Genomic DNA, 22899 nt, shown 5'->3' with positions numbered 1-22899 from the left:
AATAGGTTTAAAGGGATTCAAAGATAATATCACGAACCAAAATCCTAAAGTAGATAATCAAAATTTATAAACTTTATGATTTGAGATTAATGTTGGATTAGTTTAGCTATCCTGCCCTGGCTTCCACTAGCCCACACCACTTCACTACTTCGATCAGTCATTACTGCATGGTAGCCTTTATCATCAAATGAAGTCCAATTTTTTCCTAAATCCATGGAAATATCTGATCCAGAAGGACCAACTGCTACGAGTAGTTTTTTTTGAGCTAGATAGGTCACCCCAGATCTGTAACCTGATAGTTGGGATTCTGTGTCTAGCCATTTCTTTTTAGAAATCGAAAATATACCTAAGGTAGAATCCGCTTCTTCGGGATTCAAATAATCTCCTCCCACAGAAACTACCAAATCAGAATCTGCAAAACAAGTAGAAAATATGCCTTTTGAAGGTTCTCCTTGAGCCAATGGACTTCGGAACTTCTCCCAGCTTTGGCCCGAATCCCCAGAAAACCAAAGGTTAGATTCTGCCCCGCCACTCCCTATCCATAGCAAATTCTCACTTGAAACCATGGATGAACCACTTGCTGCAAACCCTGCTTCACCTTCTACTACTTTTGGGGGATTTTCCATATGACTCCACGATCTGCCAGCATCAGTGGTTTTTAGGATCATCCAATGTCCTTTTAATGGATCTCCAAAAACAAATCCATTCAATGAGTCAGAAAAGCTTATCCCATCAAGGAAGGCTTCCTTGGATAAAGTCATCATATGATCCCAATTCTTCCCTCCATCAGAGGTGCGGTAAATCACAGCTGGCTGACCTGCAGAGGCTACCACAGCATTTTTTGCATCAAAAGCATGGATTGATCTAAAATCCACAGAGTCCATCCCTTCAATGACTCCATTATCCCAGGTTTTTCCTCCGTCCAATGTCTTAAGCCAAGTACCATCAGATCCACTTGCCCAAACTACATTTTCACTGACTACAGACAGCCCTCTTAGAGACGCTTTGACCGAAGTATCAAACTCCTTCCAAGACTGGCCATAGATCGAATTAGAATTGAGGAAGAAAATCAATCCAAAAGAGGAGAGAATAAATAATCGAGCCATCAAGAAATATCTACCTCCCTGTAGGCCTCAATTAGGGCCATCTCTCCCTCTTTACCAGGAAGTGCGTTTCCATGCTCCATTCCATAGATTCCGGTGAATCCCTTGGAATGCATGAATTCAAATACATTCTTGAAATTGATTTCCCCAGTTCCCGGCTCCTTTCTTCCTGGGTTATCTCCGATTTGGATATAGGCTATTTCATCCCAACAGCTCTCCATATTTGCAATAAGATTCCCTTCATTTCGCTGCATATGATAGATATCGTAAAGAATCTTACAACTTGGACTTCCTACAGCTTTACAAATCATATGAGTCTGATCAGATCGTCTTAGGAATAATTCTGGGGTGTCACTTAAAGGCTCCATGACCATAGTCAATCCGTGAGGTTCGAAAATTTCAGCTCCCCTCTTCATTGCCTCAATCACGTTCCCTGTTTGAATCCCAATCGGCATACGTCGATCATAAAAGCCGGGTACTACCGTCATCCATTTGGCATTCACTCGTTTGGCTGCCTCCACGGATTTCCGACAGGTATCCAAGAAGACATCCATAAACTCTTGTCTTCCGGTAGTCAGAGATGTCATCCAGTTTTGGCCACCGTCCACTACAAATACACCCATGCGCATACCCAGATCATCTAAGGCTTTTCCGATCATTTCCTGATCTGCTACACTTCGTTTTAAAAGTCCATTATCTTCAAGAGACCGAAAGCCTTGATCAGCCATAAATTTCAATTGATCACCAAGGCTTTCTCCGGCGGAGTTTTTAAACATCCCAAAATGAGGTGCAAAGTCTATTTTGAAGGGCTCCGCTTTTTTTAGCTCGCTCTTTGAGTTAGCCGAAGCAAATACTCCAGGAATACTCGCTAAAGTGGCGCTAGCTCCAAGGTTTTTGATGAATTTTCTTCTTTCCATGATTAGACTACTTTAGTTTTTCCGGGAATGGCATGAGGGTAATATCCATCCTCATTGGGTACAATTTTTGGCATCGCATCCCAAGATAAGGTCTCTGGAAAAAGGTTCACCTGACCGTTCATTGCTTCCTCCCAAGTGATTACTTTTCCCGAATAAGTCGCGTATCTACCCATGATGGAAGTCATCGTGCTTTTCGCTGCATTTTCTGCATCAGCAAATTTATATTCGCCATTCACCAGTGCTGCCCAAAGCTCATCATGCTCCTGTTGATAGGGGTTGGGATTATTCTCGCGATCATGGTCATAGATTGAGTTTCCGGACCAATCTGTGAGAATTCCATGGTTCCCTGCACTCAAATAGGCTTTACCTTTAGTCCCTTGGAACGTTTCATCGACGCGATTGGAAGCACCTGGAAAGTGCCGGCATTCGCTATGTATGACAGAGCCATCTTCATATGTAAAGGTCAAAACGTGATGATCAAAAATTTCACCATGTTCCTTACCTGTACGAACCTGACGACCACCTGTGCCTTCTGCTTTCACAGGATATCCCTTTTTCACCCAGTTGGCGACATCAATGTTATGGACATGCTGCTCGGTGATATGATCACCACAAAGCCAATTAAAGTAATACCAGTTGCGCATTTGATATTCCATTTCGGTCTGACCTGGCTGTCTCTCCCGAACCCAAACACCTCCATCATTCCAATACACCTGACCTCCAACAATATCCCCAATGGCCCCATCATGAATTCTTTTAATGGTTTCACGGTAATTATTTTGATAATGCCTTTGTAGACCAACCACCACATTCAGCTTTTTAGCTTTGGCAGATTCAGCTGCCGCCAAAACTTTTCGAATTCCTGCAGCATCAGTAGCAACCGGTTTTTCCATAAAAATCTGCTTCCCCTGATTGACTGCTTCCTCAAAATGCATGGGTCTAAATCCAGGAGGCGTAGCCAAAATCACCACATCAGCTTCAGCCATGGCCTGCTTGTATCCATCAAACCCAACAAACTTTCGTTCCTCCGGGACATCTACTTTATCGGCACCATATTTATTTAAAATTGGCTCTAAACTTTTATCCAATCGATCTCTAAACGCATCTGCCATAGCAACCAATTTGATCGGCTGCCCTGTATCAAAGGCCTGGAAAACAGCTCCGGTACCTCGTCCCCCGCAGCCAATTAGGGCTAATTTAAGATGATTATCAGGAGCCGCATACGCTCCATGAAGAGTAAAAGGCTGGGTTATCAATGCGCCCGATGCGAGAGCGGAGGCTTTCAAAAAGTCCCTTCTTGTTTTTGGGTTTTTCATGGGTTTTTATTTTTTGGGTTATTAATAATCTGGAATTGGTTCTCTTGAGTAGTACGCCTCAATTTCTTCATCAGATGGTGTCTCAAAAGGCCTCACCAGACGCATTCCGATAAACGGTGCCTCTGGGAACCACCACTGGGACTTGGGAATTTGAGGATCTAATTGTTTCCATTTCGGATCACTTTTATATCTCCGAGATGAGCTGATTTCTTCTTTGCTATGCTTAAAGCTCCCTCCTCTGACCACACGAGGGTAAAGCTGCAACGATGGGTTTTGTGGGTTCTCATCTGTGGAATTTGCATAAAAATCTTCTTCATACTGATCCGAGGTCCACTCCATCACATTTCCATAGATATCATACAGTCCATAGGGATTAGCTTCCTTAAGTCCAATTTTCTGGGTGGTTCCTTCGGAATTAGAAGCAATCCAAGCATAATCTGACAATTTGCCTGAATCATCTCCATAGAAAAATTTGGTCTCGGTACCTGCTCTTGCGGCATATTCCCATTCAGCCTCGGTAGGCAGACGGTAAAAAATACCGGTTTTCAAGTAAAGCCATCGGCAAAATTGAATGGCTCCATATTGGGTCATACCTATTGCAGGCTTTCCTTCCTTACCCATTCCAAAGGTCATATCAAGATAGGGTAAACTTGGCCGGGTCAATCCGTCTACCTCTTCAGAAAGCGGAGTTTCGGAAATAGCTAACTCATAATTTTTATCCAGAAATAATTCAAATGCATCCCAAGTCACCTCGTGTGCACCCATCCAAAAAGCATCAAGAGTCACCTTATGCAAGGGACTTTCATCAGGAAAATCTCCTGATTCTGAGCCCATAGAAAATTCTCCTGCAGGTATGGGCATCATTTCAAATGCAACTTGAGTACCAGGAATTTCCTGATTATAGGGTTTAAACTCAGCCTGATATTCTGGCGACTCACCAGGCCCAGTCCAAAACTGGTAAAGAGAAAAAATAAGCAAGAGGAAAGTGTAATTCAGATTGGGCATAGGGCTAGATTACTTCAAAGCCCTTCAAAATACCAGATTATCAAAGAAAAAGAAAGCGCTTTCTCATTAGCATCACATTCTCTTGACCACCTCACTTTTTGGAATCCTTAAGGACCACATTCCTCGTAGATCTCCTATTTCATGTCCTTTCGCATTATCATCTGGATAAAGTTTATCAATCATTCCTAGTGTTTCATCCTCTATGTCGGTACCAGGTGTACCATGACAGCTCAGACAAAATGCACTTGGTATCTTAATCGCTTTGGTATATAGATAGGTCTCTCCGCCATCTATTTTTTGGATATTAGGGTCACTCTGTAGATTATTTTCAGCATTGTATTCATATGCCTCCAGAATTGCCTCTTCTTCAGAATTGGGTTTGTCTGCAGGGTTTCTGTATCGATTGGAAGCCCTTCGCAATTCCACACCATATTGCTCTGAAACCTCGGAGAGAATAGGTAAAGCCTGAATATTACAAAACTCCACAGCCCCGGAGGTTCCATTTTCTGAGATCGCATTAGTCAGTGCTGAAATCAATTGACTTTGAGCCTCAAGGGTAATAGAATCACCCCAAATCATGGCCTCTTGGAGTATCTCTGCCTCAGTCAGCCTTTTCACTTCCATGTTTTCATTAACTTCATCAAAAACCTCTTTCGAAACTCGCTCACCTCCTCCACAAGCAAAAAGCAAAAATGAAATTACAACAAAAACGACGGGGGCTTTCCAGATTCTCTTCATGCTTTAAATTTACTTATTTCTTAAATATCCGGAGTTTCCGAATCGAATGATTTAAGAACTCAGTGTTTCTGTCCTTGGTTTCGTAGTTGTTTCTATAAAGTATGCTATTTTTGGTTGATGCGCTCATCTGTTCTCGGCATATGCTTGATATTTTTTTTGGCCTATTCGGCCAAAGCTCAGACCTGGACTCGTTTACAAAGTTGGGGCTTGGACTTAGAGACAATTGATTGGATTGATCAAAACACAGCCTTTGCCGCAGGAGAAAACTTAATCATCAAAACTTCCGATGGCGGAACGCGCTGGGAGGAAGTTGATTTCCTTCCAACCTCTAGAATTCTGGATATCAAATTTCTCAATAATCAAATCGGCTTGGCTGTAGGTGACAATGGTTATTTGATCCGATCCACAGATTCTGGTGAAAATTGGAGTACAGTTGATTCGCCAACCAATGAAGACATCAAGGGAATTCGATTTTTCACGGAGGACTACATCACCATTTTTAGCAATTCACAAATTCTCATTTCCACCGATTTGGGACAATCCTGGACCACCTCACCAAGTGTTCCAAACTTAATTATAAAGGACCTTTTCTTTTTCTCCGAGGATTCAATTTTCTCAGTAGGAAATCAAGGAAGACTTTATCTTTCAGCCAATCAATCCAATTCCTGGTCTTCAATTTCCACTGGAACGAACTTCGACCTCAACAGTATCTTCTTTGATCAAAATAAAAACGGTTACCTGGTGGGTGATCAGGGGACGATTCTCAAGTCAGCAGATTTTGGAGCTACCTGGCAAGCTTTGAACAGTGGTGTTTCGGATCCTTTAAATGACATCAAAATCAGTCCGGTCAATGCCAATATCATCATTTCTGTGGGTGAAAATGCAACTGCAATCCGATCCACGAATGGTGGAAGTACTTTCGGCCGAGCAAATCTGGGAAATGATAACTTACGCTACTTGAGAGATCTAGAATTTATCCCTGAAACCAATATCGCCACCTCAGTCGGACAGGACGGTTATTTGATTGTCTCTACGAATGGTGGCGGATCCTGGACTTCTAGACTAGCCGGTATTCGGAATAACTTTTCAAATGTTGATTTCAAATCCGATCGATTTGGATTCTTAGCAGGTGAGGGTGGCGCTGTCTATGTCACAGGCAATGCTGGAGCATCTTTAATTTATCGCCCTCTCCCTGAACCCACTGATATAATAAGTACTGATTTTTGGAATACCGGATTTGGTTACGTTTCAGGAGCAAATGGGAAAATATACCGGACTGGCAATTCAGCCAGAACTTGGGTAAGTGTTCCTACCCAACAAGAAAATGATGTTAATGGATTTTATCTTTTTGCACCTTCAGTCGCCTATATCGCAGGTTCAGAAGGATATATTTCTAGGTCTTTCGATTCAGGCGGCACTTGGGATCCTGGAGTAATTAGCAATACCTCTACAAATCTAAGGGACGTAACGTTTTTCGATTTTCAAGTTGGTTTTGCCATGGGTGATAATGGCCAGATCAGCTGGTCAAATGGAGGGAATGAATGGGAAAACCTACCTAAACTAACCGAGGAAAACCTTAACGCTCTAGCCAAATTGGATTCCTCCACCGCTATAATTGTAGGAGATGCCGGAATCATTCTGAAGGGTGAAGAAAAGGCTCTAGTCTGGAGGGAAATACAAAACAATTATTCAGAAAACATTAATGATGTAGATTTTTGGGATGATCTGCTTGGCATGGCCGTAGGAAACAATGGACTGACCATTCAAACCAAAGATGGTGGTGAAACATGGGTGCAAATTCCAAGCGGTACACGATCGGACCTCCACTCAGTGAGCATTGCCACTCCTCTAATCGCATACGCCGTGGGAGAGGAGGGAACTTTCCTAAACTACACCTGCACTCCACCCGGAGCCCTAAGCGAAATTACCGGGCCTGAAACTAGCTGTCTTGTGATCGAAGAATATAGAATTGATGAACCCCAGATAGACGATGCCTTCATCGAGTGGAGAGTGGATGGTGGGACGATTCTTGAGGGCCAAGGAACTAGTCGAATCCAAGTGCGGTGGGATAGGGTAGGCAGAAACGCTGTTTTGGTTTCAAATGAGAATTTCTGTGGAAATGGAGAGACTTCTTCCATGGAAGTTTTGGTATCTGACATCCCCTCAGTTGATAAAATAGTTGGAAATGGAACCGTGTGTACCGGGATTCTCGAAACCTATACCATAGAAATAGCTGATGAGATAGAGATTTTATGGGAGGTAATCGGTGGTGAAATTGAGTCGGGACAAGGGCAAACCGAGGTTTCAATAAATTGGACAGAGAATGGAATTCAGGAATTAGGCCTCATTTTATCAAATGAATGCGGAGAATCTGAGAGATTGACATTACCCGTGCAAGTGAACTCCGCGCCAGACCAGCCCTCATCTATTCAAGGAGAAACCCTAACTGGACTGGGTGAAGCTCGCTATCAAATCACACAAGAAGAAGGAATAAATTACACATGGGAAATCTCTTCCGAAGGTGGTAAGATTATTTCAGGTCAGGGAACAGGAAATATCCTAATAGAATGGGAAGAGGAGGGTGAGTACACCCTTACAGTCACACCGAGAAATCAATGTAACGAAGGAGAAGTACAAACTCTGAATATTGAAGTGAATATTATTACCTCCTTAGAAGAGCCTATTGACCCCAGTTTGCTCATTTATCCCAACCCAAGTTCTGGTATGCTTCAAATTGAATCTGACTATTTGGCAATTTGGAAATCTGTGGAAATATGGACCCTTCAGGGTAGTCTGATTCGACAGGTAGATTTATTGGGTAGGTCCCAAAAAGTAACATTTGAAAACCTCCCACGTGGGGTTCTACTACTTAGAATGACCGGAAATCAAGGGCAGATTGTTCGAAGAATAATTGTCAAATAGAATCTTCAGTCTCTCCACGAACAGAGACATACTGAAAGATATCTCCAATCGTATTATTCTTGATGAAGGCCTTTTTTAAAATGGCTTCTGGGATGTAGCCAGCCTTTTCCAAAACACTCATTGATGCTCCATTGAAGTCATAAACCTGAGCAAAAATTCTCTGGATTTCGAATTTATCAAAAATGTATTCAGTGAAAATTTTCACGGCCTCTGTGGCTATCCCTCTTCCTGCGAAAGGCTCTCCAATCCAAAAGCCCAGCTCCATATTCGTGCGAAGTTCTGCCTTCCCCATCTCAGCTCCTATTGAACCTGCAAGTCTTCCTTCAAACTCAATTGCAAAATTCTGTGGTGGGTTAAACTTTTGGTTATGCTCAATCCAATGTCTTGCATCATGAATCGTGTAAGGTTGAGGAAAACTATCCTTCAGGTTCATGGCTACTTTAGGATTATTAGCCAAAGGATAAAGCTGATGGAAATGGGCTTCATTCCAAGTAACCAAATTAATTTCTCTCTCCCCCGATAAAACCATTTATTCCTATTTTTTTGAAAAGTGTTAAATCAAATCTATCAATATTTAACTGATAAAAATAACCGATTATCACTCATTCATGCCTCCTTCTTTCATTTTTTCGAAATTCTCGGCTAGTCTAAGAGCTGAAATAAATTCCTCGATGCTTCCATCCATTATTTCGGGCAAATTATACACCGTCTTATTTATTCTGTGATCGGTTACCCGAGACTGAGAATAGTTATAAGTTCTGATTTTATCAGATCGATCTCCACTACCTACCATTGATCTTCTTTGGGCACCTACTTCTTCATTATGCTTTGCGAGTTCCATTTCATAGAGCCTGGATCGAAGCACTTTCAGTGCCTTCTCAAAGTTTTTAATCTGAGATTTTTCATCCTGACATGTGACTACCAAACCAGTTGGATTATGTGTCAAACGTACAGCTGAGTAGGTGGTATTTACAGACTGTCCACCAGGCCCGGAAGAACAATAGGTATCCTTTCGAACATCATTCATATCAATCTCTACTTCTACCTCATCCATTTCTGGAAGTACCGCTACTGTCGCAGCTGAGGTGTGTACACGGCCTTGGGACTCAGTAGCTGGAACTCTTTGAACCCTGTGTACTCCGGATTCAAACTTCATCATACCGTAGACATCAGCTCCGGTGATGGTAGCTATTATTTCCTTGTATCCTCCAGCCGTACCAAAGGTCAAGTCAAGCACTGTAAGCTTCCATCCTTGCTTTTCGCAAAAACGCTCATACATTCTAAATAAATCGCCCGCAAAAATTGCGGCCTCGTCTCCACCACTTCCGGCACGAATTTCAAGAATACAGTCTTTGGAATCATTCGGATCCTTAGGGATCAAAAGTTGCTTGATTTCCTCTTCCAACTCCGCAACTCTCGTCTTCAACTCATCAAGCTCAGCTTTGGCCATATCCCTAAAATCAGGATCTTTCTCTTTCTCCAGGATTTCCTTAGTGCTATCTATATTTTGTAGAGCTAGTTTATATTCATCACCAGCTTTTACGATTCGTTCTAGCTCTTTATATTCCTTCGTAAGCTTTGTATACATTGCCATGTCCTCCATGGTCTCAGGGAGCACAATCAACTGTCCTACTTCTTCAAAACGATCTTTAAGGGTCTGTAATTTATCTAGCATAGGTAGTTAATATGTGAGCAAAAATAGGAAATTTTCCCTTGGAGAAAGCCTGAACCTCTTACTCAAGTTTACGTTTAATTTGGACATAGCCTGAACCACTCTCTGATGAAAAAAGCTATCCCAGCCTACTTTCTTCTAATATTCATTTCAGCTTTTCAATGTGGAGAAGAGAATCCTCCAGAAAACTGTATTGATCCAGAAAAAATCCAGCAAGGAGCCTGCACTTTAGAATATGAACCGGTATGCGGATGCAATGGAGTAACCTATTCCAATTCCTGTCACGCTGATCAGTCAGGGGTTATTTCTTACTCTACTGGCGAATGCAGCTAAAGTTTTTCGCCAACGGCAAAGTCAAACAAATAATAGAATCGCTTTACTCAACAGTGACTGACTTGGCCAGATTTCTAGGCTGATCCACATTACAACCACGCATCACGGCGATGTGGTAAGAAAGAAGCTGCAATGGAATCACAGATACCAATGGATTGAATGCTTCATGGGTTTTTGGTATTTCAATCACATGGTCAGCCATTTCTCTTACGGTGGTGTCCCCTTCGGTTACCACAGCAATAATCTTCCCTTTTCGAGCTTTGACCTCTTGGATATTACTTACCACCTTATCGTAAGAACTATCCTGAGTGGCAATGAAAATAACCGGCATTTCCTCATCAATCAATGCGATAGGCCCATGCTTCATTTCAGCAGCAGGGTATCCTTCCGCGTGTATGTAAGAAATTTCTTTGAGCTTTAATGCACCTTCCAGCGCCACAGGAAAATTATATCCTCGCCCTAGATAAAGGGCATTAGAAACATCTTTATACTCTCCAGAAATATATTTGATGGCCTCATTTGCTGTTAAAGCCTTTTGAACTTTCTTAGGAATAGATTCAAGCTCATTTAAGAGTTCTACATATTTCCCTTGGGGCAAAGTGCCTCTTTGATATCCGAGCATTAAGGCCATCATCGCCAATACTGAAATCTGAGCAGTGAAGGCCTTCGTAGATGCAACACCGATTTCCGGTCCAGCGTGAGTGTAGGATCCTGCATGGGTAGCTCTAGGAATAGAAGAACCTACCACATTACATACTCCAAAAATAGTGGCTCCTTTAGATTTTGCCAGCTCAATTGCTGCCAAAGTATCAGCGGTCTCACCCGACTGGGAAATGGCAATTACGAAGTCCTTTTCTCCAATTACTGGATTTCTATACCTGAATTCGGATGCATACTCGACCTCCACTGGCACACGTGCAAATTCTTCAAAAAGATACTCGGCTACCAATCCTGCATGCCATGAAGTTCCACATGCAGTAATGATGATCCTTTCTGCATTTTGGAATTTATTCATGTAATCCCGCAAGCCTCCAAGTACTAGTCTGCCAGATTTTGCATCTAGTCTTCCTCGTAAGCAATCTTCGATAGACTTTGGCTGTTCGTAGATTTCCTTCAACATAAAATGCTCATAGCCGCCCTTTTCGATTGCCTCAAGCTCCATTTCTAGCTTGTTGATATAAGGATTGGTCTCTACATTTTGAATGGTTTTTACCTGAAGTCTATTGTTTCGAATTACGGCGATTTCATAATCATCGAGATAGACGACCTTATTCGTGTATTCGATAATTGGAGTGGCGTCAGAAGCTAGAAAGAATTCATCCTCTCCTACTCCAATCACCAAAGGAGAACCTTTTCTAGCAGCGATTAGTGTTCCCGGCTCTTCTTTATTAATCAGAACGATGGCATAAGCGCCTACTACCTGATGAAGTGCAAGCCTAAGTGCTTCCTCAAGGCTGATAGAATTGTTCACATAAATATCCTCTATAAACTTGACAAGAACCTCTGTGTCAGTTTCAGATTGAAAAGAGTATCCCTTAGAAATCAAATCCTTTTTGAGAACCTCATAGTTCTCGATGATTCCATTGTGAATGATGGCAATTTTCTCACTGGAAGAGTAGTGTGGATGAGCATTGGAATCATTTGGCTCTCCATGAGTGGCCCAACGGGTGTGACCGATTCCAATGGTGGACTTGAGATCTCCAGCCTCCTTAAGATGGGCTTCTAGCTTGCTCACCTTGCCCTTCTTTTTATACACACTTAACCCGTTTTTATCGATCAAAGCAACCCCAGCACTATCATACCCTCGATACTCTAATCTCTTAAGGCCTTTGATTACAATTGGTAGAGCCTCTTGTTGGCCCACATACGCTACTATTCCACACATAATGAAAAAAAGCTTTGGTAAAAATTTAGATAGGCAAAGAAACAGGTTTCATGCCAAAAAAAATAATCCACTTCCTTAAAAAAAAGTAAGTGGATTATCAGACTTAATTGAAATTGAGGATTAGTTCGCTTTTGAGTAAATGATCCTCAATCTTATTTTGTCATTATCTAAGACAAATTGCCGGAAAGATCTTTTGAAATCATCTCCTCCTGTGTCCGGAGAATTTCCATACAATAACCAATCTTTTCTAAGCAACTGTTCTCGATAGATTGCATTGACATGTGAAGTTATTTGTACACGATATCTGTCATCTGAGTCAAAGTATGTAAAAACAGCGGGCGCAGAAGTGGCTGGTTCCAAATTTCCATCTTCATCCACCACTACTTGAGGTTGACCGTCCTGCTGGACTGACAAGGGCTGACCATCTAGTGTTCTTGTTAAAATAGTATTGGTCTCATCAGTAAAATAGACAACCATATTTGCAAGAGGGTTTTGACCTTCTGGAAATTCATCAATTTCACCAAGCTCAAAGTTAGCCTGCTGAAAAGAAACTCCTGGCAAAGTATCCAGAAACTCATCTATCGGGCTGGTATCAACTTTAATAACCATTCCCAAATTACTCTTCATACCAAGCTTATTACCTGTTTTATAAGCTACACCAGGCTCCTGTACGACAGCGGTGGGTGTCCCTGTCGGATCATTCACCACTCCGTTAAAACTTCGGGAAGAAGCTGTACTTATTGAGTACTCTGAAGAAACGGTATCGTTCAAGTAACTGTAGAATATTTCAAATCCTGTTTCAAAACCCAGGTTAATTCCCGCAGTAGTATTGTCATCCTCCCCGATTTGAATCGCAATACCTGGTAAATACTCTCTGAAGCTGAATAAGTCTTCAAATTCCTCTCCTCTACGAAGTTTATCAAAGAGATCATTCGCAAAGTCTTTATCTACAGAAAGCCTCATCGTGGTATCCTTTACATCTTCGAAAACCACCTCCTCGAACGCAATTGGATCTTCACTAAATGTCAGAGAACTGAAATTATAATAAAGAGTATCTAGAATTGGCTCTTCTAGTCTGTAAACACTGAAGGATTTAGGCTCGTCAAGATCAGTACCATTGACACTTACTACATCCAGGGTGAAGAATATTGAGTCCAATGAGGCATCACCTCTCGGCCTTTCATCGAAAGCATCAATAAATAAACGGGTATACCCTGTCCCCTCAGTCCTGCCAAAATATGGATCCACCTCATTACCGACTACCAAAACACTCTGATTGGTGGTATTAAATGAATCCAATAGCACGACCTCTCCTTCAAGTTCAAACTCTTCGAAAAACACGCCGATTTGGTTATTTTCGGGAGCCAACTGGAGTCCAACCGTGGAAGGATCGCTACAGGAAATAAGTAATAAAAAGGAAATGGAAAGCCCTATGGCCCATTTAACCGGCGAGCTCGTTATATTTTTCAAATAGCTCATCGTGAGCTTGCTCTTCTGCTTCAATGCTGATTTCAAACTTTTTGTCTTTTGAGAAATCCTCAATTAGTTGGTTTAATTCCTTGGAGACTTCGCTACCCTTCACTACCAAATCAGCGTATTCCATACCTGTTTTGATGAAGCCTTCGAAATCTTTGGATTGTAAAGGTGCTAAAATTGCGTCGTCAATATCGACCATCTTAACCTTGTTTAACAAATCGTCGCCAAAGGTATGAGAAAAGCCATTATTGTAGATAGCAAAAACAGATTTTGTGTTCTGGAATAGCGGCTCATTCTTGTATGTAGTCTTGAGATACATTGGGATTAAGCTAGTCATCCAGTCGTTACAATGAACGATATCTGGCGCCCAACCAAGCTTCTTCACCGTCTCAATCACACCTTTGCAGAAAAAGATTGCTCTTTCATCGTTATCCTCGAAGAATTTCTCCTGCTTATCATGGAATACATGCTTTCTCTGGAAATAATCTTCATTATCGATAAAGTAAACCTGAAGCTTCGCATTAGGGATTGAAGCAACCTTGATTACCAAAGGCTTCTCTTCATCACCTACTGCGATATTTATACCGGAAAGTCTTACGACTTCATGTAGTCTGTTTTTTCTTTCATTGATCAAACCGAATCTTGGAACCAAAATTCTTATTTCCATGCCACGCTCTTGCATTGCCTGTGGTAGGGAACGCAGAAAATTGGCGACTTCGGAAGTTTGTAAGAAAGGGTTGATTTCACTTGCAACGTAGAGAATACGTAGTTTAGACATACTTATTGGAGTTTAAATTGAAATGGTGAAAAAACAACTGCGCAAAGATAAGAAAAAAAGGCCGTAATGCCTTGATTATGTAAATAATAATCTAGCTTTAGCGGTTTTACCACATTGTAAATGCAAAAATTGAAAGTTCTAAAAACCCCAAAAGAGTGGGCCAAACTTCGTCTTGAAATTTTATCTGGTGGTCAAAGCATAGGCTTTGTGCCAACCATGGGCGCATTGCATGTAGGCCACTTGGAGTTAGTCAAAGCTTCATTGGATCAATGTGATTTTACCATCGTTTCCATTTTTATAAACCCCACTCAGTTTAATAATCCCAAAGACTTTGAGACCTATCCAAAAACGCTTGAAAAGGATTTAGCTCTTTTGGACGAAAATGGTGTTCATGCTGCTTTTGTGCCGAATACAGAAACCATGTATCCGACTTCAACGGAAATGACACTCAGCTTTGGTAAACTGGAAAAAGTATTGGAAGGAAAACAAAGGCCAGGTCACTTTAGTGGAGTTGGACTGGTAGTGAGTAAACTCTTTAATATTATTAAACCACAAGTCGCCTTTTTCGGGCAAAAAGACCTTCAACAAATTGCCGTGATCAAGCGGCTAGTGGCAGATCTATCCTTTCAGGTGGATATCAGTGTGGTACCAACCAAACGAGAAGCGGATGGTCTCGCTTGCTCCTCGAGGAATGTCCGGCTTAGCCCTTCAGAAAGAAAAATCGCTTTGGTTCTTTTTAAAAGCCTTAGCAAAGCAAAGTCGGAACTTTTAGCAGGAGAGAATTGGTTTGCCGTTCGGCAGGCAGTCGAGTCTGATTTTCAAAATATCTTATCTACAGAATTAGAATATTTTGAACTAGTACATCCGGAGTCTTTCGCACTTTACTCTAGCTTTGATCCTAATCAAAAAAGCTCGCTTTGCGTGGCTGCAAATGTTGGAGATGTGAGATTAATCGACAATCTGCCTGTAATTGACTAATTTTGCGGCAAAATTCTGAAAATGAATATCCAACTATTAAAATCCAAAATACACCGGGTGAAGGTTACCCAAGCCGAATTACATTATGTAGGTTCCATCACAATCGATGAGAATCTGATGGAAGCGGCAAACCTGATCGAAAACGAGAAGGTACAAATTGTTAATATTGACAATGGTGAAAGACTGGAAACTTATGTCATTAAAGGGAAGCGCGGGAGCGGAGAAATCTGTCTGAATGGCCCTGCTGCCAGGAAAGTTCAGGTCGGAGATATTATCATCATTATCTCTTATGCCAGCATGGATTTTGAAGAAGCCAAGTCATTCAAGCCTAGGGTTATTTTTCCTGATGAGCATAACCAAGTAATTTGAAACTCCCATCCAAAATAAAGCAAATAATCCAGGTCACTATCTCACTTTTGATAGCGCTCTGGATTTTTTGGTATTTATACAAGGACATAGAATTCGAAGCGCTCCTTGAGCAACTCTACGCCAGTAATTGGGGTTGGATTTTTGCGTCACTCACAATTTCAGTCGTCGGATTTTGGATTCGTGGTTGGAGATGGACTTTAATAATTTCAGATAAGGAAGGAACTCCTCCCAATGCATCCAGAGCCTATCATGCAGTGATGGTCGGGTATTTGGTAAATCTTCTGGTTCCAAGAGCTGGTGAAGTCGCCAAATGCGGGGTGTTGAGCAGAAGCAATGGAATACCTTTGGGTCACCTAATAGGAACTGTCATCCTGGAAAGAACAATTGATCTCTTATTCATGATTGGGGTTATTTTGCTGGCCTTTTTCCTTCAAAACCAACTTTTCCTAGAACTGGCAAATGAATTTGTAAATTTTGAATCCCTTTGGAAATCAGCGATGGATAACTTGCCAATTTTCCTCGGAGGTACATTAGTCCTAATCCTTTCCCTTTACCTGATCGGAAGGAGATTCAGAAATCATGGATTGGTTCAAAAGATTCAGGCCTTTTTCCGAGATATCGCTGGTGGGCTAAAACAGATAAATGCCATCAAAAATCCTCTGGGCTTTTGGCTAAGCTCAGTTGCCATTTGGATTATTTATTTTCTCACCCTATTACTTGTGGCTAAGGCCATTCAAAGTACTGCCATTTTGTCTTTGGGAGAAATCCTTCTGGTAATGGTAATGGGAACAATTGGCATGCTTGCACCCGTCCAAGGAGGCATAGGGACCTTTCATGCTTTGGTGGCCCTGATTTTGATACAGTTCGGAGTGTCAGAGACTGATGGTAAAATTTTTGCCGCGATCATTCATGGCACACAAATGATTCTAATGGTCATTGCTGGTTTAATAAGTTGGGTTTGGATCCTTAGATTGACACCCAAAAGCAAACCTGTAGCCGATTAGAATCGTAACAGAAATTCTAAAATGAAATAAAATGGGAATACTAATAATCGTAGGCTTTTTTGCGCTGCTGGGATTTATTGTCAGTAGCAAATTAAAGAGCAAATTCAAAAAATATTCACAGACAGCCCTTAAGGCAAATCTATCTGGAGAGGAGGTAGCGAAGCTGATGCTTGCAGATCACCAAATCCATGATGTCAAAGTTCAATGTGTAGAAGGACAGCTTTCAGATCACTACAACCCAATGAATCGGACCGTAAATTTAAGTCCTGATGTTTTTTACGGAAGGAATGCCGCTGCTACAGCCGTAGCTGCACACGAGTGTGGACACGCCGTTCAGCATGCCACACAATATGCATGGCTAAATCTTAGATCAAGGCTGGTACCTATTCAGAATATTTCAGGAAGAATTTTGAACATTGTATTGATTGCATCACTATTTGGTGGATTCGCTCTGGGATTACCTATTCCGTTCATCGGCTATATCGTAGTGGGTTCTTACAGTGTAATGACACTATTTACTCTGGTAACGCTACCTGTAGAATTTGACGCTAGTAATAGAGCCCTTGCTTGGGTAAAAGAAAGAAACGTGGTGACGAGCGAAGAATATGCGATGTCAAAAGATGCCCTAAAGTGGGCAGCCATGACTTATGTAGTTGCAGCTTTGGCATCTCTAGCCACTCTGGCGTACTACATATTTATCTTCTTTGGAAATCGAGATTGATCCAAATCAAAAAAAATGGAGAAAGGGGCAGGTTTTTGCCCCTTTTCTTTTTTTGAAATATCTTCGACAATTCGAATTTTAAACCCAAATAAACATGAATTTTGAGTTATCTGAAGAGCATTTAGCAGTAAGGGATGCGGCGAGAGATTTTGCTCATTCTGAATTACTTCCCGGCGTAATTGAAAGAGATTCGGAGGCCAAATTCCCAAAGGAGCAAATTAAGCAAATGGGAGAGCTGGGTTTCATGGGTATGATGGTAGACCCAAAGTACAATGGAGGAGGAATGGATACCTTATCCTATGTTCTAGCCATGGAAGAACTTTCAAAAATCGATGCCTCTGCATCTGTATCCATGTCTGTAAATAATTCCTTGGTTTGCTGGGGTCTTGAAAAATACGGGACTGAAGATCAAAAAGAAAAATATCTTAAAAGGCTAGCAACGGGTGAAATTCTAGGTGCTTTTTGCCTTTCTGAACCAGAGGCGGGGTCAGACGCCACTTCGCAGCGAACAGAAGCCAAGCTTGAAGGTGACCATTACATCCTGAATGGGACCAAGAACTGGATCACAAACGGCGGTACCGCAAGCGTTTATTTGGTGATTGCCCAAACTGACTCAAGCCTTGGACATAAAGGAATATCTGCTTTTATCGTAGAAAAAGGATGGGATGGTTTCGTCATCGGGAAAAAAGAAGATAAACTAGGAATTCGTGGTTCTGACACACACTCTTTGATGTTTACAGATGTCAAAGTACCAGCTGAGAATCGAATTGGTGATGAAGGTTTTGGTTTTAGGTTTGCGATGGAAACTTTAAATGGTGGAAGAATAGGAATTGCCGCACAGGCTCTTGGCATCGCTGCTGGGGCTTATGAATTCTCCCTTGCCTATTCGAAAGAGCGCAAGGCTTTTGGCAAACCAATCAGTCAACATCAGGCAATTCAGTTTAAGCTTGCCGATATGGCTACAACCATAGAAGCTGCCCGACTTTTAGTCTATAAAGCAGCTATTCTAAAAGATCAGGGTAAGGATTATGCTCATGCATCAGCTATGGCAAAGCTTTATGCCTCACAAGTCGCCATGGATGTTACGGTGGAAGCCGTACAGGTCCACGGAGGTTACGGATACGTAAAGGAATATCATGTGGAGCGATTAATGAGAGACGCGAAAATCACTCAGATCTACGAAGGAACCTCAGAAATCCAGAAAATTGTGATCTCTAGGGGAATCCTAAAATAATTATAGATTAAAGGTGTAAAATCAATTTTTACACCTTTTTTTCATTTTTTTTGACAATATTTTTGAACGGCTGCAGTTTATCACCTAAATAGTGCTAATTTCGTCTCTCATTATTCAAATTTTTCATGGATTATTACAATAAAGTGATCGAGTCGGTAAAAGTCCGATTCCTTCGCGGTACCAATTATCGTATAGAAAAACCTCTTTCCATTCTGGATTATTCAGAAAAGGAAAATGTATTGATCCTGCTACATCAGGGCAGCCTGAAATTTGGAGAAAACCAAGAGGTAGTGAATGAAGGTGAGGTACTTTTTATTCCCGGTGGTCAAAAAACTTATTTGACTCTTGGTGGAGGAACTAAAAAGAATCAGATCAAGATGGATAAATTCAGAGATTTGAAGAAAAAGCATCTTCAAAGCCTGAGTTTCTATGATATCAGAAATACTGAAGATGACTGCATTTCCATGATGAGCTTTGAATCGAAAGTCTTCGATGTGGTTAATTTCTTCAATTCCCTTTCCATCCCACCTTTCACCATTCGATTCAATGATCGCATAGGGACCATTATCGAAGATTTAATGAAAGAACAAGAGCAGAGCAGCGTCGGAAAAGAGCGGTCACTGAGTTGTCAAACTGAGGTTCTGGTGATCGAGATCTTAAGGCATATCTTGAAAAATCAACTCTTCGTGGAAGAGCTCTCTACTAATTCTACCTACTTTAAAGACCCGCGATTAATTGATCTATTTAACTATATCAAAAACAACTTAAGCGGGGATCTTTCAAATAAAGTTTTGGCCAAAGTGGCAAATGTATCAGAAGACTACGTAGGGCAATATTTTAAAATGCTGACAGGAATTAACCCACAGGATTATATAGAATATCAAAGAATGGAGTCAGCCGTGGACCTTCTTCGAACCACCAAGAAATCCATCCGAGACATAGGAAAGGAAGTTGGGTACAAAGACACAGCCTATTTCTGTAGAAGATTCAAAATGATGTATGGGGTACCCGCCGGAAAAATGAGAAGACGAGAGTCTCTAATTAACGTTTAAGGAAAAGTTCCGAATTTGAATTTGATCAAGGACCTCAGCCAGCAAGCTGGGGTCTTTTTCTATGGCATTGCCCAAAACCAATAAATCCGCCCCTGAGTCTAGGGCTACTTTACATTTTTCAATTGTATCCAAACCCCCACCAACAATCAACGGTCCATTCACTGCACTTTTGATCTCAGAGATTACCGCAGGGTTTACCGGGCTTGGCGAACCGCTTCCCGCATCGAGATAGGTTAATTTCATGCCTAAATATTTCCCGGCGAGAGCAGTTTCCACAGCCAATTCTACATTCGAATTCAAGATCGGTAGAGTATCACTGGCATAATGTACACTTCCCAGCTGACCATCATTTACAAGAAGATAAGCCGTAGCCAAAACCTCCAGATCCATGGCTTCGACTTGGCGAGAAGACTTGACTTGCTCTTCGATAAGAAAGCGTGGATTTCGGCCAGAAAGAAGACTTAAAAAAAGGATTCCATCAGCACTTTGAGAAAGCTGAGCATGGGATCCAGGAAATAAAATAACGGGAATTTTGCCAGCTTCAGCCTTGATTGCAGAGACCACCTCATCAAAAAAATCAACCTGCATTTGGCTACCACCTACGAAAATGAAATCTACCTGAGATCGAGAAATTCCCAAACGTTTAATTTCATCCACTCCTACTTTATCAGGGTCGATTAGCCAAGCAATCGCTTTACGCCCGGATAGATGCAAATCCTGAAATAACTCAAATATCTTCCCCTTGATCCTCGCCATTTATTCCCAGATTTTTCAGTAATTCGGGAAGGTATTTTTCCTTTGCATATATCAGACCTACCATCATTAATCTTTGCCCTAAGGATGGCCAGAATGAAGATTTTTTAGGTTTTGTTAGTCTCTCCTCAATTTCTTCATTCAAAAGTCCTTCCCGTTCGAGAGCTTCAAGGGCTTTCTCAATTTTTCTTTCTTTTCTTCGACTTTTTCGATGAATAAGAGCGTAAGTCAAAAGCCCTGCGGCCAAGGCTATTCCACCCACCCTCAAGATATTCCCTGAATCCTGCTTCGCAAATGAAAGCTGCTGGCTAAGGGTTTGCTCAAGCTCTTCCTCTATTTTCACTAAGTCTTCTTTATTCCTCTTCATCAGAATCTTTTCTATTTCTAAGAATAAAATTTCTCAAACCCATCTGGATTTTCTGCTGAACTGCAGGAGAGTACCGGACGTAAAAAAGTCCAAAAAGAACCAATAAGAAAATTAGACTTACAATCAGGAATCCCATAAAAGGATGCCCGGTCACCGTGCTTAGATAAAATGCCAGAGAAAGGCTAAAGAAAAGTAAAACCAGGAGCAGCACGGAGCCTATCATCACCAAAAGAATTAGTCTGGCGATTATGCCAAGAAATTCTTCCTGAATCTCAAGCTTCATTAGGTCAACCTTGGTTTCAATAAGGCCCTTGACTGTTTGTATGATTTCTCCGACTTTCAGCATATAGACTTCTTTTCTGCGTTTCTATTGGCAATATACTGTAATACAAAGACCAAAAAAATGATCAAACACCAAGTTTGAGTAAGAAATTGAAGAAGTTATGAGCCTTTTGTGGTTAAAGAGGCATGATACCAATCGTAATAATTATCCGATGGATTTATGATTTGTTTAATGATATTTAAAAATCAAATGGCAATTTCCTTCGTTTGAATGAGAGTATAAGGGAAAATTAAATTTTTTGGTAACCAAAACTTAAAATATGGCTGAAATCGAAAATAATCAGGAAGAAGACAGAATCCGAAAGGCATTCAAGGAAAGGGACTGGAACGAAATCAAAAGCTCAGATTCCTGGGCCATATTTAAGGTAATGTCAGAATTTGTTGAAGGCTTCGAAAAACTGGCAAAAATAGGCCCATGTGTGTCCATTTTTGGTTCTGCCAGAACTCCTCGGAATCATGAGTACTATAAAATGGCAGAAGAGATTGCTGCTAAGTTGGTTCGACATGGGTATGGAGTTATCACCGGTGGAGGACCTGGAATCATGGAAGCCGGGAATAAAGGTGCACATTCAGAAAAGGGGAAATCTGTGGGCCTAAACATCGTGTTACCCTTCGAGCAGTTTGAAAATATCTACATTGATAGGGATAAGCTCATCACCTTTGATTACTTCTTTGTCAGAAAAGTAATGTTCGTAAAATACGCACAAGGCTTTGTAGTCCTACCTGGAGGGTTTGGAACCATGGACGAACTTTTCGAATCCATTACTTTGATACAAACTGATAAAATTGGTCGATTTCCAATCGTACTTGTAGGCAGAGACTATTGGTCGGGACTGATCGATTGGATCAAAAAAACACTTTTGGAGGAGTATAATTACATCAATGCTGAGGATTTAGACTTGTTTTCTGTGGTAGATACCCCCACGGAAGCAGTTAAAGTTATTGACGACTTTTATTCTCAGTATCTACTTTGTCCTAATTTCTAATGAACAAAACCCACCTTTATCTTATTTATTCTCTCCTGATTTTATGTTGGGGTCTCTTGATTTTCAACCTGGTCAAATCCAGTACGTCTTCAACCACAACCTCCACAGTCATTCCTACTGACGCAGCATTAGCTGGTTCCGGTGAACCTGTTGCTCTTTTCAGACTGCCAGATTCTTTGACTTTTGCAGGAGAAGAAGTTCCGCTTTTGACCCCGGATGTACGTGAGCGCCTGGATCGAGAAATTTATGTAAATGCATATTGGCATTCCAACATGATCATGCTCATGAAAAGGTCCAGAAAGTTTCTACCGGAGATTGAGAGAATCTTGGCTGAAAATGAAATTCCGGATGATTTCAAATATTTAGCAATAGCAGAATCAGCTTTAATGAATGTCACTTCTCCGGCTGGCGCGAAAGGGTTTTGGCAGTTCATGAGAGACACAGGACGGGAGTACGGGCTTGAGATTTCAAGAGATGTGGACGAAAGGTACCATATGGAAAAAGCCACTTTGGCAGCCACAAAATATCTTAAAAAGGCACATGAAAAATTTGGAGATTGGACTTCTGTAGCCGCAAGCTACAACATGGGGCAAACTGGCTTTTCCAGAAGGCAAAACCAGCAACTCAGCCAGAATTACTATGATCTTTACCTTAATGAAGAAACGAGCAGATACATGTTTCGTATCCTGGCCTTTAAGGTAATTTTCGAAAATCCCTCTAAATATGGATTCAACCTAACGGAGGAAGATTACTATTATCTACCGGAGTTTAAGGAAATTGAAGTGAAGGAGGATATTAAAGATTTAGCATCATGGGCACGGCAACATGATTCAAATTACAAAAGCTTGAAGCTCTATAATCCTTGGCTCCTGGACCGGAATCTTAATGTAGGTAGAGGAAAGTCATATACCATTCGACTGCCAATGGGCTAAGTATCTTCTGAAAAAT

General features: G+C 41.3%; 23 protein-coding genes. 10 read left to right on the top strand and 13 right to left on the bottom strand.

What is annotated here, in order from left to right; all coding sequences use genetic code 11:
* Positions 1–86: 86 nt before the first annotated feature.
* The 5 genes from QVH07_RS08665 to QVH07_RS08645 form a co-directional block, all read right to left on the bottom strand.
* Complete coding sequence (locus QVH07_RS08665) at positions 87–1106, bottom strand: WD40/YVTN/BNR-like repeat-containing protein (protein WP_289999769.1); 1020 nt, start codon at positions 1104–1106, stop codon at positions 87–89.
* Entirely contained in the window at positions 1106–2020 is a 915-nt protein-coding gene (locus tag QVH07_RS08660) for a hydroxypyruvate isomerase family protein (protein WP_289999768.1), read from the bottom strand. The genes QVH07_RS08665 and QVH07_RS08660 overlap by 1 nt, the downstream gene beginning before the upstream one ends.
* 2 nt (positions 2021–2022) lie before the next feature.
* A complete protein-coding gene (locus QVH07_RS08655) occupies positions 2023–3336 on the bottom strand; it encodes a Gfo/Idh/MocA family protein (protein WP_289999767.1) in 1314 nt (437 codons plus the stop codon).
* Between the two features lie 21 nt (positions 3337–3357).
* Positions 3358–4341 carry a formylglycine-generating enzyme family protein gene (locus QVH07_RS08650; RefSeq protein WP_289999766.1) on the bottom strand — a complete coding sequence of 328 codons (984 nt, stop codon included), beginning with the start codon at positions 4339–4341 and terminating at the stop codon, positions 3358–3360.
* 72 nt (positions 4342–4413) lie between these two features.
* On the bottom strand, positions 4414–5079 hold the full coding sequence (locus QVH07_RS08645) for a Tll0287-like domain-containing protein (RefSeq protein WP_289999765.1): 666 nt from the start codon (positions 5077–5079) through the stop codon (positions 4414–4416).
* A gap of 117 nt (positions 5080–5196) precedes the next feature.
* On the opposite strand from QVH07_RS08645, the gene QVH07_RS08640 reads away from it, so the two are divergent.
* Positions 5197–8001: a YCF48-related protein gene (locus QVH07_RS08640; protein WP_289999764.1), complete on the top strand. Its 2805-nt coding sequence runs from the start codon at positions 5197–5199 to the stop codon at positions 7999–8001.
* Here the strand turns inward: QVH07_RS08640 and QVH07_RS08635 are convergent.
* Entirely contained in the window at positions 7994–8530 is a 537-nt protein-coding gene (locus tag QVH07_RS08635) for a GNAT family N-acetyltransferase (RefSeq protein ID WP_289999763.1), read from the bottom strand. The genes QVH07_RS08640 and QVH07_RS08635 overlap by 8 nt on opposite strands.
* Before the next feature lie 69 nt (positions 8531–8599).
* Positions 8600–9676: a peptide chain release factor 1 gene (gene prfA / locus QVH07_RS08630; RefSeq protein WP_289999762.1), complete on the bottom strand. Its 1077-nt coding sequence runs from the start codon at positions 9674–9676 to the stop codon at positions 8600–8602.
* 105 nt (positions 9677–9781) lie between these two features.
* On the opposite strand from prfA, the gene QVH07_RS08625 reads away from it, so the two are divergent.
* Complete coding sequence (locus QVH07_RS08625) at positions 9782–10006, top strand: Kazal-type serine protease inhibitor domain-containing protein (protein ID WP_289999761.1); 225 nt, start codon at positions 9782–9784, stop codon at positions 10004–10006.
* Positions 10007–10049: 43 nt separating this feature from the next.
* Here the strand turns inward: QVH07_RS08625 and glmS are convergent, their stop codons facing one another.
* From glmS to QVH07_RS08610, 3 genes are all read right to left on the bottom strand, one after another.
* Positions 10050–11891, bottom strand: coding sequence for a glutamine--fructose-6-phosphate transaminase (isomerizing) (glmS, locus tag QVH07_RS08620; RefSeq protein ID WP_289999760.1), 1842 nt, complete (start codon positions 11889–11891; stop codon positions 10050–10052).
* A 120-nt stretch (positions 11892–12011) separates the two neighbouring features.
* On the bottom strand, positions 12012–13406 hold the full coding sequence (locus QVH07_RS08615; RefSeq protein ID WP_289999759.1) for a DUF4270 family protein: 1395 nt from the start codon (positions 13404–13406) through the stop codon (positions 12012–12014).
* Entirely contained in the window at positions 13333–14145 is an 813-nt protein-coding gene (locus QVH07_RS08610) for a glycogen/starch synthase (protein ID WP_289999758.1), read from the bottom strand. The genes QVH07_RS08615 and QVH07_RS08610 overlap by 74 nt, the downstream gene beginning before the upstream one ends.
* 120 nt (positions 14146–14265) lie before the next feature.
* On the opposite strand from QVH07_RS08610, the gene panC reads away from it, so the two are divergent.
* The 6 genes from panC to QVH07_RS08580 all read left to right on the top strand — a co-directional run bounded on the left by panC (position 14266) and on the right by QVH07_RS08580 (position 19503).
* Positions 14266–15123, top strand: a complete 858-nt coding sequence (gene panC / locus QVH07_RS08605) for a pantoate--beta-alanine ligase (protein ID WP_289999757.1) — start codon at positions 14266–14268, stop codon at positions 15121–15123.
* Between the two features lie 21 nt (positions 15124–15144).
* Positions 15145–15492: an aspartate 1-decarboxylase gene (gene panD, locus QVH07_RS08600; RefSeq protein ID WP_289999756.1), complete on the top strand. Its 348-nt coding sequence runs from the start codon at positions 15145–15147 to the stop codon at positions 15490–15492.
* Positions 15489–16496, top strand: a complete 1008-nt coding sequence (locus tag QVH07_RS08595) for a lysylphosphatidylglycerol synthase transmembrane domain-containing protein (RefSeq protein ID WP_289999755.1) — start codon at positions 15489–15491, stop codon at positions 16494–16496. Before panD ends, QVH07_RS08595 begins: the two co-directional genes overlap by 4 nt.
* A 31-nt stretch (positions 16497–16527) precedes the next feature.
* Complete coding sequence (locus tag QVH07_RS08590; protein ID WP_289999754.1) at positions 16528–17217, top strand: zinc metallopeptidase; 690 nt, start codon at positions 16528–16530, stop codon at positions 17215–17217.
* 94 nt (positions 17218–17311) lie between these two features.
* The gene (locus QVH07_RS08585) at positions 17312–18451 is read left to right on the top strand and encodes an acyl-CoA dehydrogenase (RefSeq protein WP_289999753.1); all 1140 of its coding nucleotides are present in this window, start codon (positions 17312–17314) and stop codon (positions 18449–18451) included.
* A gap of 125 nt (positions 18452–18576) precedes the next feature.
* Positions 18577–19503 (top strand): helix-turn-helix domain-containing protein, encoded by a 927-nt coding sequence (locus tag QVH07_RS08580; protein WP_289999752.1) that lies wholly within the window; start codon positions 18577–18579, stop codon positions 19501–19503.
* On the opposite strand, the gene QVH07_RS08575 is transcribed toward QVH07_RS08580, so the two are convergent.
* The 3 genes from QVH07_RS08575 to QVH07_RS08565 are packed head-to-tail and all read right to left on the bottom strand — an operon-like array spanning position 19489 to position 20969.
* Positions 19489–20259 (bottom strand): phosphoglycerol geranylgeranyltransferase, encoded by a 771-nt coding sequence (locus tag QVH07_RS08575; RefSeq protein WP_289999751.1) that lies wholly within the window; start codon positions 20257–20259, stop codon positions 19489–19491. The genes QVH07_RS08580 and QVH07_RS08575 overlap by 15 nt on opposite strands.
* A complete protein-coding gene (locus QVH07_RS08570; protein WP_289999750.1) occupies positions 20231–20623 on the bottom strand; it encodes a hypothetical protein in 393 nt (130 codons plus the stop codon). The genes QVH07_RS08575 and QVH07_RS08570 overlap by 29 nt, the downstream gene beginning before the upstream one ends.
* On the bottom strand, positions 20610–20969 hold the full coding sequence (locus QVH07_RS08565) for a phage holin family protein (protein WP_289999749.1): 360 nt from the start codon (positions 20967–20969) through the stop codon (positions 20610–20612). Before QVH07_RS08565 ends, QVH07_RS08570 begins: the two co-directional genes overlap by 14 nt.
* Positions 20970–21225: 256 nt before the next feature.
* On the opposite strand from QVH07_RS08565, the gene QVH07_RS08560 reads away from it, so the two are divergent.
* Positions 21226–21951, top strand: a complete 726-nt coding sequence (locus QVH07_RS08560) for an LOG family protein (RefSeq protein ID WP_289999748.1) — start codon at positions 21226–21228, stop codon at positions 21949–21951.
* Positions 21951–22883, top strand: coding sequence for a lytic transglycosylase domain-containing protein (locus tag QVH07_RS08555; RefSeq protein WP_289999747.1), 933 nt, complete (start codon positions 21951–21953; stop codon positions 22881–22883). The genes QVH07_RS08560 and QVH07_RS08555 overlap by 1 nt, the downstream gene beginning before the upstream one ends.
* The last annotated feature ends 16 nt before the right edge of the window (positions 22884–22899 follow it).

The organism is Algoriphagus sediminis, from assembly GCF_030403435.1.
In the GTDB taxonomy this organism is placed as follows: Bacteria; Bacteroidota; Bacteroidia; order Cytophagales; family Cyclobacteriaceae; genus Algoriphagus; species Algoriphagus sediminis.
The sequence above is the reverse complement of the archived record's forward strand: the minus strand, read 5'-3'. Positions and strand labels throughout refer to the sequence as shown.